The organism is Archangium sp. (assembly GCF_036389735.1).
Classification (GTDB): Bacteria; Myxococcota; Myxococcia; order Myxococcales; family Myxococcaceae; genus Archangium.
Genome location: NZ_DASVWK010001051.1, coordinates 1 through 11901 on the forward strand (window position 1 = coordinate 1; position 11901 = coordinate 11901).

Consider the following 11901-nt stretch of genomic DNA (forward strand, 5'->3'; position numbering starts at 1 on the left):
CCCACCAGGGGCACGTGGATGACGGAGCGCAGCCCCAGGGCGAGCATCCGGCGCAGGTGGTCAGGCGAGCGCGCCAGCACCTCCAGCCGGGCCGAGGGCACGTCCGGCACCAGCTGCGACTCACGGGTGCGCCACACCCGCGCCGGACCCGAGGGCGCGTCCGGGTCCAGCGGATAGAGGCGATCCGACTCGAGGCCCCACGCCACCTGCGCCGGGTCCTGGTGCGCCAGCGCCGCCACCCGGAGGCTCCTTCCCTCCTCGGAGATATAGACGGCCCCCCAGTCCGCCAGCTCCGGCACCACCAAGCGCACCACCTGGTCCAACGTCTCCTGGAAGTCCAGCGAGAGGGCCAGCACCTCGCCGGCGCGCGCCAGCAGCGCCCGGTCCCGCTCGGCGCGGGTGCGCTCGTGGCGAAGACGGGCCTCCTCCAGCTCGCGCGCCACCGCGGCCGGCAGCCGGGTGAGGATCGTCTTGGGAAAGTAGTCGCGGGCCCCGGCCTTCATCACCTCCACGCCCTCCCACTCGCCCACGCTGCCGGAGACGACGATGAGGGGGATGTCCTGGCCGCTGTCTCGCAGCACGGCGAGCGCCGTCGGGGCGTCGAAGCCGGGCAGAGAGTAGTCGGAGAGGATGATGTCCCAGCTTCCGCTCGCCAGGGCCTGGCGCAGCTCCTCGGCCGTCTGCACCCGGTGGGTGTGCACCTCGAAGTCGCCCCGGCGCAGCTCCCGCTCCACCAGCATCTGGTCGTCCGGGTTGTCCTCCACCATCAGGACGCGCAGAAGCACCGTCATCCAGGCACCCCCGGCGCCGGGGGCGGCGAGCGGTTGAGCACCAGCCAGTAGACGCCGAGCTGCCGCGCCGCCTCGACGAACTCGGTGTAGCTCACCGGCTTGCGCACGTAGCTGTTGCAGCCCTGGCTGTAGCTCTCCACCAGGTCCTTCTCCTCGTCCGACGAGGTGAGGATGACCACGGGGAGGAAGCGGGTGTGCGGGTGGGCGCGGATCTGCCGCAGCACCTCGTGTCCGTCCAGGCGCGGCAGCTTGAGGTCCAACAGCACCAGGGCGGGCAGGGGCGCGCCAGCCCGGGTGGTATACGCCCCCCGCGCGAAGAGGTAGTCGAGTGCCTCCACGCCGTCCTCCACCACGTCCAAGGGCTGGGTGAGGCCCGCGCGCTGGAAGGCACGCCGGGTGAGATCCACGTCGTCGGGGTTGTCCTCCACGAGGAGGATGGAGCGCGAGCTGGTCATGAGAGCGACTCCTGCAGGGTGAAACGGAAGGTGGCGCCGCCCCCCAGGGTGGCCTCGACCTGGATGTCGCCACCATGGCGGTGGACGATGCGCTGCACCGTGGCCAGCCCGATGCCCGTGCCCGGAAAGTCGTTGGCCCTGTGCAGCCGCTGGAAGGGGCTGAAGAGCTTGCCCGCGTACGCCATGTCGAACCCCACCCCGTTGTCGCGCACAGCGTAATGAGTCCTTCCGTCGCGCGTCTCCGCGAAGAACTCGATGTGGGCGCCGGAGCGCTTGCTGGTGAACTTCCAGGCGTTGCCCAGGAGGTTCTCCATCATCACCCGGAGCAAACGCGGGTCCCCCCGGGTGGTGAGGCCGGGCTGGAGCGAGACCGACACGTCGCGCCCGGGCTCGCGCTGGCGCAAGTCGTCGACCACGGAGGTGACCAGCGCGCTGAGGTCCACCGGCTCGCGGTGCAGCTCGGCGCGGGTGACGCGGGAGAGCTGCAACAGGTCATCGATGAGGTGACCCATGCGCGTGGCGGCCGCCTGGAGCCGATCGATGAGCTGGAGCCCGTCGGCGGACAGGTGCTTGCCCTCGTCCTCGCGCAGCGCCTGGGAGAAGCCATCGATGGCGCGCAGGGGCGCGCGCAGGTCATGGGAGACGGAGTAGCTGAAGGACTCCAGCTCGCGATTGGCGGCGGAGAGCTCGGAGGTGCGCTGGGCCACGCGCACCTCCAGTCGGGCCTCGCTGGCGCGCAGGGCATCCGCCTGGGCGTGCACCTGGGACAGGCTGGCCTCGTAATCCCGAGCCAGGGAGAGGAGCTGGCGCCGGCTGAGCCAGGCGAGCAACACGCCCACGACGAGCGCCCACAGCATGCCGCCGATGAGCACGGAGCGGGCCCCCCGCTCGGCGACGGCCGCCTGGTGGGAGGCGCGCTCGCGCTCCTCGCGGGCGATGGCATCCAGGGTGGCACGCAGCGCATCCATGCGGGACTTGCCAGCGCCGGAGCGCACGACCGAGAGCCAATCTCCCCGTTGCCGGAAGAGCGAGAGTTCCTCCGCGGCCACGTTCTCCCAGTCCCGCCAACGCTCGCGCAGCTCCATGACCCGGGCGAGTTGCCGGGGCTCGCCCGCCAGGCCCCCTTCCAGCTCATCGAGGGCATGGGACAATTGTTCCTCGGCGGCCAGGTAGGGCTCCAGGAAGACGGGGTCGCCGGTGAGGAGGAAGCCGCGCACGCCCGTCTCCCGGTCGATGAAGAGTTGCCGGACCCGCTCCACCCGGGTGAGCGTCACCTGGGAGCTTCGCGCCATCTCCTGGACCTCGAGCAGGTCGCCCACCTCCCACATGAGGAGGGTCGTGAGCGCGAGCAGCAGCACCACCGGCAGGAAGATGGCGCGCAGCAACAGACGCCGGAAGCGACTGGGGTCGGACAGGGGCATCACACGGACGCAGGGTGAAGGGACTCCCCGTGAAGGTTGGGGACGAAGCGAAGCCGTTCAACCTATGTCGAGCGTTCCCATGAAGCGAGGAGAGACGGCGGCCTGCCTGGAGCGGGACGGGACGGGAGGAGACACGCGCGGAGCTGGAATTCCGCCGTCATCGCGCCTTGAGCAGCTCCGTCTGCGCGGCGGCCACCGCGACTCCCGGTTCCGCCCGGTAACCCGCCGCCGCGAGCGCCCGCTCCACCGCGCCCACCGAGGCCAGCACATCGCTGGGGCCCACCACGTTCATGTGGCCCACCCGGAAGTAGCGCGTCTTGAGCTCGGGGTGCAGGCCCCCGGCGAGCACGACCCCCTGCTCTCGCACCCGCGCCAGCACCCCCGCGTCCACTCCCTCCGGGTAGTAGAGGGCGCTGAGCGTGTGCGCCGTCACGGACTCGGACACGGGCAGCGTCCGCAGACCCAGCGCGCGCCACCCCGCCCGGAAGGCCTGGGCCATGCGCCGGTGTCGGGCGAAGCGCGCTTCCATTCCCTCGCGCACGATCTGTCCCAGGCTCACGTCCAGCGCGCACACCAGATTCACCGCCGGCGTGGCGAAGTAGGAGGGCCGGCCCGCCTCGTACGCCTCCATGATGGGCAGCCACTCGCCGAAGTCCGCGTACAGCGAGCGCACCGGCGTCCGGCGAGCGCGCCACGCCGCCATCGCACGCGGGCTCACCGTGAGCAGCGCCAGCCCCGGCGGGACGCCAATCGCCTTCTGGCTCGCCGTCAGGTACACGTCCGCGCCCCACGCGTCCTGGTGGAACGTCTCCCCCGCCGTGGCGCACACCCCGTCCACCACCGACAGCACCCCGTGCCGGGCCGCCGCCTTCACCAGGGGCTCCACCGGCGCCAGCACCCCCGTGCTGGTGTCCACGTGCGTCACCGTCATCACCTTGAAGCGTCCACTCCCCAGCGCCGACTCCACCGCCGCCACGTCCGGCGCCTCGCCCGGTGCGCAGCGCACCTGCACCACCTCCGCCCCGTGGCGCTCCAACAGCGTGGCCATCCGGTCGCTGAAGTACCCCGTGTTCACCACCAGCGCGCGCTCGCCCGCCTCCACCAGGTTGGCCACCGCCAGCTCCATGGCCAGCGTGCCGCTGCCCGACACCACGAAGGGCTGCGCCGAGGGCGCCAGGCACACCTCGCGCAACCGCTTCAGCGCCCGGCCGAACACGGTGATGAACTCGGGCGCCACGTGGCTGTACGTCTTCGCGCCCAGGGCCCGCATCACCTCCGGGTCGAACTCCACCGGGCCGGGAATCATCAGCAGGTCTCGCTCGCTCACGGGAATCCTCTCTCTGGGTTGACGGTCAGCGGGCGTAGCGTAGCCCGGCCCCTCACTCCAGGAAGGATTCTCTGGATGTTGGCCGCTGAGCGCCCGTGTCATCGGACCGTGGCGCCTCCGGTGCGGACGTGCCGGACTGCCTCACCGAATGAGCTTTCCTCCCTCTCTCCGTGTCTGTCTCGTCCTCCTGCTCGCCTGTGGTTGCGCCTCGTCCTCCTCATCGAGGCGCGAGATGCCCCCCCCCTCCCAGACGGAGGCGTGGCGGAGCACGCTGCACCGCGACCATCCCCTGGTGGGAAGAATCTGGGACGTGCGGCGAGGCCAGTGGCTCGACGAGTCCGCGCTGCTGGCGGACCTCTCCCGTGCGCGCTTCGTGATGCTCGGCGAGCGCCACGACAACGCCGACCACCACCGGCTCCAGGCCGAGCTCGTGCGGCGCCTCACCGACTCCGGTCGCAAGCCCGTGCTCGCCTTCGAGATGCTCGACGTGTCCCAGCAGCCCACCGTGGACGAGTCACTCGCTCGCGCTCCGAAGGATCCGGACGCCCTCGCCCAGGCGGTGGCGTGGGAGCGGAGCGGCTGGCCCGACTGGTCCCTCTACCGCCCCATCTTCGCCGTGGGCACCGAGCGGGGCCTGCGCATCATCGGCGCCAACCTCCCGCGCTCCCAGGTGAAGGAGCTCGTCATGCGAGGCCCCGAGGCCCTCTCGCAGGAGACCCGGTCCCGGCTCGGGCTCGACACCCCGCTGCCCGAGGACGTCGCCCGCGCCATGCGCACGGAGATGCACGAGTCCCACTGCGGCCACCTCCCCGAGTCGATGCTCGAGCCCATGGTGCTCGGCCAGCGGGCGCGGGATGCGCAGATGGCCGACCGGCTGCTGGCCACCGCCTCGGAGGAGGGCGCCCTCCTCATCACCGGCGCCGGCCATGCACGCACCGACCGCGGCGTCCCGGCGCAGCTCGCCCGGCGTGCTCCCGACCTTCCGGTGCGCGCCCTGGCCTTCCTCGAGGTCTCCCCCGAGGCCCGTGAGCCTCGCGACTACGCCTCCCCCGACAGCGCCGGGACGCTGCCCTACGACCATGTCTGGTTCACCCCCGCCGCCGAGCGGGAGGACCCGTGCGCCACGTTCCAGAAATCCCCCGGAAAATAGCGTGTCAGGTCCCGCCGGGTGCCGCGTCCTTCAGGGTATAGACACACCGCTTTGAAACGTCCGGCCGAAGAGGCCCTACAAGCCAATGGATTCTTGGTGTCGCCGGTTCGAATCCGGCTCTCCCGACTCGCCTCACCGGGAGATAGCTCAGGGGTAGAGCACAAGATTAAAAACGGCTTCTTCACTCGGACGCACCCCTTCTCCTAGCCTCGCGCTCCATGCGCTGGCTTCTCCTCTCCCTCCTCACCCTCGCCTCCCTCCGCTGTGCCCATGCTCCCGAGGCCCCTTCGGTGGCCCCCGAGGCGCCCGCGCCCGTGGCCGCCGCCCAGGAGTGGCCCGAGCCCGAGCCTCCCGAGCTGCGCCTGCCGGACTCGGTGCGCCCGGTGCGCTACGCGCTGGACCTGAAGCTCCTCCCCGCCGAGCCCACCTACTCCGGCACCGTCACCATCGACGTGGAGGTCCGCGAGCCCGTGCGTCAGGTGTGGCTGCATGCGCAGGACCTCCAGGTGACGCAGGCCCTCGTCCTCACCTCCGGCCGCACGCTGGAGGCCCGGGTCTCCACCGCCCATCAGGGGCGCCTGGGCCTGCTGCTGCCCGAGGCGCTCGCTCCCGGTCAGGCCCAGCTCACCCTCTCCTTCACCGGCCGCGCCGACCGTGCGCGCAGCCAGGGCCTCTACGCGGTGGAGGAAGGGGGCGAGCCCTACCTCTATACCTTCTTCCAGCCCATCGACGCGCGGCGCGCCTTCCCGTGCTTCGACGAGCCGGGCTTCAAGGTGCCCTGGCGGTTGCGCTTCACCGTGAAGCAGGAGCACGTGGCGCTCGCCAACCACGCCATCGTCTCCGAGGAGCCGCTGTCCGGCGGGCTCAAGCGCGTCACCTTCGCCGAGAGCCGCCCCATGCCCAGCTATCTCGTGGCCTTCGTGGTGGGCCCCTTCGACCTCGTGGACGGCGGCCCCATCGGGCGCGCCCGCGTCCCCCTGCGCTTCATCGTCCCCCGCGGCCGGGGCGCCGAGACGGCCTACGCCGCCCAGGTCACCCCCCGCCTCGTCTCTCTGCTGGAGGACTTCTTCGACCAGACGTACCCCTACGAGAAGCTCGACGTGGCCGTGGTTCCCCGCTTCTGGGGCACCATGGAGCACCCCGGCATCGTCGCGCTCGGCCAGCCCCTCACCCTCATCCCCCCGGGCGAGGAGACGCTCCAGCGCCGCAAGTCCTACGTCAACATCGCCCTCCACGAGCTGGCCCACTACTGGTTCGGCAACGTCGTCACCTCCCGGTGGTGGGACGACATCTGGCTCAACGAGGCCCTCACCACCTGGCTCGACCACCACCTCACCGACCGCTTCGAGCCCGCCTGGGACTACGCGCTGGACGCGAGCGCCACCTCCGCCTCCTACGCCCTCGAGACGGACTCGCTCACCACCTCGCCCCCCGTCCGCAAGCCCATCACCACCAACGATGACATCGTCGGCTCCTTCGACGGCGGCACCACCTATGACAAGGGCGCCGCGCTCCTCACCATGTTCGCGGGCTGGCTCGGAGAGGAGCGCCTGCGCGACGCCCTGCGCGCCCACGTGCGCAAGCACCCCTGGGGCGTGGTCACCTCCGAGGACTTCCTCGTCACGATCGGCGAGTCCCTCGGGCCCGACGCGGCCCGCGTCTTCCGGGGCTACATCGACCAGCCGGGCGTCCCCCGCGTCTCCGCCGAGCTCCAGTGCAAGGCCGGCGCGGCGCCGCGGCTGAAGCTCTCGCAGGAGCGCTACTTCCCCGCCGGCTCCACCGGCTCCACCTCGCATACCTGGGACATCCCCGTGTGCGTGCGCGTCGGCAAGGGCAAGGCCACCACCCGCGCCTGCACCCTCCTCACCGCCTCCGCCGACGAGCTGGCGCTGCCCTTCCAGGGCTGCCCCTCGTGGCTCCTCCTCAACGCGGGCGGCACCGGCTACTACCGGGCGAGCTACTCGCGCGAGCAGCTCGCCGGGCTCCTCTCCGTCCCCTCCGGCACACTGACGACGGCGGAGCGGCTCACCTTCCTCTCGGACGTGAAGGCCGCCGTGGACCGGGGCGACGTGCCGCTCGGCGAGGCGATGAAGCTCATCCCCTCCACCGCCTCGGACCCCCACCGGCTCATCCTCCAGCGTGGCACCCAGGTGCTCGCCTCGCTCCGCCTGGAGCGGCTCCCCGAGGCCGACCGCGCGCGCTACCGGGCCTGGATGCGTGAGCTCTACGCCCCGCGCGCCCGCGCCCTGGGGTGGACGCCCCAGCCCGGCGAGCCGGATGAGCTGAAACAGACGCGCGCCCTGCTGCTCGCGCGCGCGGCCCTCGGCGGAGAGGATCCGGAACTGCTCCAGGAGGGCGCCCGGCTCGCGCGCTCGTGGCTCGTGGACCGCAAGTCCGTGAGCCCGGAGGTGGCCTGGACGGCCCTCCAGGTGGCCGCCCGCGGTGGAGACCGCGCCCTCTTCAACACCGTGCTCGCCCAGGCCCGCGCGTCCAAGGACCGCTACGAGCGCTCCCGACTGCTCGCCACGCTCGGCGGCTTCCGCGACCCGGCGCTCGTGAAGGAGGCCCTCGCGCTGGTGGGCGGGGAGGAGTTCGACATGCGCGACACCACCGGCATCCTCTATACGGCCTTCTACTCCCCCGAGACACGCGCCCTGGCCTGGGACTTCTACCTGCGCAACTTCGACAAGCTCGCCAGCAAGCTGCGCTCCGACGAACTGGGCTGGCTCATCGAGATGGCCGGAGACCTCTGCGACGAGACGCAGCGCGCCGAGGCGGAGGCCGTGCTGACGCCCTTGGCGGAGCGCATCGAGGGAGGGCCTCGCGCGCTCGCCCGGGCCCTGGAGTCCATCCGGCTGTGCATCGAGTCGGACCGCCGCCACCAGCCCGGTGTGCTCGAGTTCCTGCGCACGCGGCGCTGAGCCTCCCGGGGCGCCTCACGCCCGCGAGGAGCACCCGCCCTGCGTCAGCACGCAGCGCTCCAGAACCCGGAGCGCCTCGCGCAGGTCCGACGAGGCCGCCTCCGCCGGAGCATTCCTCGCCCGCTCCACGCGCCGCCTCGCCGACTCCAGTGCCCGCCTCGCCTCCTCGCTCCCGGGCGAGGCCCTCGAGACCTCCGCCAGTTCCAGCGAGGCGCGCAGCAAGGAGGTGAGCTCGCGCAGCATGGGATCGTCCCGCAGCTCCGGTGTCGCCTCCAGGGAGTCGAAGCCCTCGCGAGCGGCCGGGAGGTCTCCCAGCGCTCCTCGCACCGCGGCCAGGTGCGTGGTGAAGCGCAACGCGTGCCAGCGCGACACCCGGGCGAGGACGGCCACGGACTCCGACAGGCAGGCGCGCGCCGCCTCCAGCGACCCGAGCGCCACCAGGGCCCGGCCGAGCTCCCCCAGCGAGACGCCCTCCAGGATGCGCATGCCCAACCGCCGGCCCATGCGCACCGTGGCCTCCAGGTGCTCGCGCGCCTCCACGACCCGGCCCGCGTCCAGCAGGAAGCAACCCAGGTTCACCCGCGCCAGCGTCTGCCCCGCCAGGTCTCCCACGCGCGAGGCCTTCTCCAGGGCCTCCTCCAGCAGGTGCACCGCCTCCGCCGTGCCCCCCGCCTCCCCCAGCGCCATCGCGTAGTTGGTGAGGAAGCCCACCTCGAAGGCCACGTCCCCCACCGCCCGGAACAGCTCCAGCGCGGTGCGCAGCGGGGCCAGGGCCGCGCCGGCCCCGTGCCGCACCAGCTCCAGGATGCCGAGGTTGCCCACCGCGTACGCATCCAGCCACCGGTCCCCCGCCGAGGGCAGCTCCTGGGCCGCCTGCACCAGCTCCCAGGCCGTGCCCATGTCTCCCTCGTCGCGGGCCACGATGCACAGGTCCAGCAGGACGCGCTTCTCCCGGTCCACCGGGCCCGACGTCTGGAAGGCCTTCCGCGCCTCCTCCAGGTCCTTCCGCGCCGCGGCGAGCTGGCCCGCCCCATGGTGTGCCCGGCCCCGCACCGCGAGCGCCTCGGCGCGCAACAGCGGCTCCACCTCGACGGTGGCCGACAGCTCCAGCGCCTTGTCCAGCCGCGACAGCGTGATGCCCACGGGGCCCCGGGCCGTCACGTCCGGCTCCAGCGCCACCAGCACGCCCAGCGCCCGCTCCAGCGCGCTCGCCGTGGCGGGCGCCACCGCCAGCGAGTTGTCACAGGCCGCCAGCAGGTTCTCCCGCTCCAGCGCGAGCCGGCGGAAGGCCAGCTCTCCGCCCTCGCCCCGCATCCGCGCGCTCAGCCGCCGGGCCTGCGCGAGGTAGCAGTCCGCGTGACGCGCCGCCAGCATCGCCCCCTCGCCCCGCTCCGCCAGCCGCGAGGAGGCGTACTGCCGGATGCTCTCGTACATGCCCAGGCGCAGCTCCCCGGACAGCCCATCCGGCGCGTAGGCCCGCAGCAGGGACTTGGAGCGCAGCGAGTGGAGGATCTCCAGTACGTCCGGCCCACCGGGAGGGAACATCAGCACCGCCTCGGCCGCCTCCAGGGAGAAGCCGCCCCGGAACACCGAGCACTGCGCCAGGGCCGCCCGCTCGGCGGGCTCCAGCAGCGCCCAGGACCAGTCGATGGCCCCCCACAGCGTGTTCTGCCGGGCCGAGCCGTCACGCCGCCCCCCGCGCAGCAACTCGAAGCGCCGGGACAGTCGCTGGTGGATCTGACTCACCCCCAGCATGTTCGTCCGGGCCGCCGCGAGCTCGATGGCCAGGGGAATTCCATCCAGCTTGCGAACGATGTCCGCCACCAGGGGGGCCTCCTCGGCCGTCAGCTCGAAGTTCCCCCGCACCGCCCGGGCCCGCTGGACGAACAGGCGCACCGCGTCCGAGCGCACCAGCGGCTCCAGGAGCGTCTCGCCCTCCTCGGGCACCCGCAGCGGCTCCAGGTCGATGACGTGCTCCTCGGGGAGGTGGAGCGCCTCGCGCGAGGTGACGAGGAAGCGGGCCTGGGGCGCCAGCCCATGCCAGCGGTCGAGCGTCGCCGGCATGTGGTGCACCACGTGCTCCACGTTGTCGAGGATGAGCAGCACGTCCCCGCGCCCCGCCAGCACCCGGCCCAGCCGCTCCGCGGGATCCCGCTCCTCGCCCTCGCGCGTCAGGGCGACGCCCAGGGACTGACCGACGGCGTGACAGATGTCGTCCACCGTGGACGCCTCCGTCAGCTCGCACATCCACGCCCCGCCCGCCCAGCTCCCCACGTCGAGCTGGAGGTTGCCGAAGCTGGTGGCCAGCCGGCTCTGCCCCAGGCCCCCGGGGCCCAGCAGGGTGACGAGCCGCGCGCCCTCGTCGAAGCAGCGTCGCAGCAGCCCCAGCTCCTCCCGCCTCCCGATGAACTCCCCCGTCTCACTGGGGACATTGCCCCGCCGCGCGCGCGGCACCCGGGGCGCCTCGAACCGCCGCTCGGCCAGCGTGGCGGGCAACACCTCCACCAGCGTGACGGCATCCTCGAGCCCCTTGAGGTGGAACTCGCCCAGGGAGCGCGTCACGGGCCGGCCCAGCGACTCCAGTTCGCCACGCACCCGCGCCCAGGCCTCGCCGCTCACCAGCAGCTGCCCGCCGTGGCCCGCGGCCGCCACGCGCGCCGCCACGTTCACCATCCGCCCGAAGTAGTCGGCCCGGCCCGTCCGCTCGTCGATGCGGCACTCGGGCTCGCCCACATGTACGCCCATGCGGACCCGCAGGCCCCGGTGCAACGGCCCCCGTGCGCCCTGCTCCACCGCCGCGTCCTCTTGCGAGAGGAGCTCCTCCGGCCAGGGCGCTCGCACCAGCGCCTCCTGTACCTCCAGGCACCAGCGCACCGCCTCCACGGCCGAGGCGAAGGCCACCATGAAGGAGTCGCCCTGGGTCTTCACCTCGTAGCCGTCCACCCCCGCCAGCAGGGCGCGCATCACCTGGTCGTGGACGTCCAACGCCCCCCGCATGCCCGAGCTGCACCGCTCCCACAGCTGGGTGGAGCCCTGCACGTCCGTGAAGACGAGCGCCACCTGGCCGGACGGCGCCCTCACGCTCGGGGCGGATGAACGCCACGTGGAGCCTCCGCCACCGGAGAGTTCGTTGGTGCTTCCCGGTGCGAACATTCGGAGGACGCTCCCCATCACCCGCTCCCTCTCCTTGGAACATGATGGGTCTTGAGCCGAGGCGCGGCGCCACCCACGTTGCCGATCCGTGCACCAGCGCACGGAGCCATTCGCGCAGGGCCCACGATCGGACAGCGTGGTGCGACATCCGCTCTGGGCACACGACACGTCGGAGGGAAGCCCAGGGCGCCGAGGGATGTCCGCCGCGCCACACGGCAAGGGTCCATGAGCAACAGTCCAGCAAGATAAGGACAGCCACCCCATACCCGGAGGAACGGAAAGACATCAGCTTCATTTCCTCAATGCCTAGGAGGAAGCCCATGAGAATGGTTCCGTCGCTTCGGCGCACGTGCCTCGCCGCCCTGCTGCTCCTCACCGTGGCCTGGAGTCCCGCGGACGAGGACAGCGACGCCACTCAGCGCTCCGGCAACAACGGACTGGCCTTCAACGGGCTCGCCACGAATGGCCTGGCCTTCAACGGGTTGAACAGCGAGGCCTTCACCACCTGGTTCCGGGAGGACCCGACCACGGCCAACATGGTCATGCACTACATGGTCCAGTGCGCCGTGCCCCAGGGGGAGTTCCGCGCTTACGAGGGAGAGGATCAGACGTATGTGTGGCAGGGTGCGCTGGGGCTGGCACCGGGCTGGGCCGGCGGTGCTCCCGCGACCGAACTCGAGCAG

At 72.2% G+C, this 11901-nt stretch carries 7 protein-coding genes and 1 pseudogene; 3 read left to right on the forward strand and 5 right to left on the reverse strand.

Annotated elements, in window-relative coordinates; all coding sequences use genetic code 11:
* From VF794_RS37510 to VF794_RS37525, 4 genes are all read right to left on the reverse strand, one after another.
* Positions 1 to 791 (reverse strand): response regulator (locus tag VF794_RS37510; protein ID WP_331118126.1); only part of this gene is annotated, 791 nt, incomplete at its 3' end.
* Entirely contained in the window at positions 788 to 1246 is a 459-nt protein-coding gene (locus VF794_RS37515; protein WP_331118128.1) for a response regulator, read from the reverse strand. The genes VF794_RS37515 and VF794_RS37510, both read right to left, overlap by 4 nt.
* Positions 1243 to 2667 carry a sensor histidine kinase gene (locus tag VF794_RS37520; RefSeq protein ID WP_331118130.1) on the reverse strand — a complete coding sequence of 475 codons (1425 nt, stop codon included), beginning with the start codon at positions 2665 to 2667 and terminating at the stop codon, positions 1243 to 1245. The genes VF794_RS37515 and VF794_RS37520 overlap by 4 nt, the downstream gene beginning before the upstream one ends.
* A 157-nt stretch (positions 2668 to 2824) precedes the next feature.
* Positions 2825 to 3973 (reverse strand): alanine--glyoxylate aminotransferase family protein, encoded by a 1149-nt coding sequence (locus VF794_RS37525; RefSeq protein ID WP_331118138.1) that lies wholly within the window; start codon positions 3971 to 3973, stop codon positions 2825 to 2827.
* A gap of 253 nt (positions 3974 to 4226) precedes the next feature.
* Between VF794_RS37525 and VF794_RS37530 the strand changes: the two genes are divergently transcribed.
* Both VF794_RS37530 and VF794_RS37535 read left to right on the forward strand, forming a co-directional pair.
* Positions 4227 to 5144 (forward strand): ChaN family lipoprotein, encoded by a 918-nt coding sequence (locus VF794_RS37530; RefSeq protein ID WP_331118132.1) that lies wholly within the window; start codon positions 4227 to 4229, stop codon positions 5142 to 5144.
* A 218-nt stretch (positions 5145 to 5362) separates the two neighbouring features.
* Positions 5363 to 8065, forward strand: coding sequence for a M1 family metallopeptidase (locus VF794_RS37535; RefSeq protein ID WP_331118134.1), 2703 nt, complete (start codon positions 5363 to 5365; stop codon positions 8063 to 8065).
* A gap of 15 nt (positions 8066 to 8080) precedes the next feature.
* Here VF794_RS37535 and VF794_RS37540 read toward each other — a convergent pair whose 3' ends face one another.
* Entirely contained in the window at positions 8081 to 11218 is a 3138-nt protein-coding gene (locus VF794_RS37540) for an ATP-binding protein (RefSeq protein ID WP_331118136.1), read from the reverse strand.
* A gap of 320 nt (positions 11219 to 11538) precedes the next feature.
* Between VF794_RS37540 and VF794_RS37545 the strand changes: the two are divergent.
* Positions 11539 to 11901 (forward strand): annotated as a pseudogene (locus VF794_RS37545) (hypothetical protein); the annotation flags it as partial.

Bases quoted from the DNA above. Each gene is read 5' to 3' on its own strand.
- VF794_RS37530 (WP_331118132.1), top strand. From the start codon at position 4,227: ATGCCCCCCCCCTCCCAGACGGAGGCGTGGCGGAGCACGCTGCACCGC.
- VF794_RS37540 (WP_331118136.1), bottom strand. From the start codon at position 11,218: ATGTTCGCACCGGGAAGCACCAACGAACTCTCCGGTGGCGGAGGCTCC.
- VF794_RS37525 (WP_331118138.1), bottom strand. From the start codon at position 3,973: ATGATTCCCGGCCCGGTGGAGTTCGACCCGGAGGTGATGCGGGCCCTG.
- VF794_RS37520 (WP_331118130.1), bottom strand. From the start codon at position 2,667: ATGCCCCTGTCCGACCCCAGTCGCTTCCGGCGTCTGTTGCTGCGCGCC.
- VF794_RS37515 (WP_331118128.1), bottom strand. From the start codon at position 1,246: ATGACCAGCTCGCGCTCCATCCTCCTCGTGGAGGACAACCCCGACGAC.
- VF794_RS37535 (WP_331118134.1), top strand. From the start codon at position 5,363: ATGCGCTGGCTTCTCCTCTCCCTCCTCACCCTCGCCTCCCTCCGCTGT.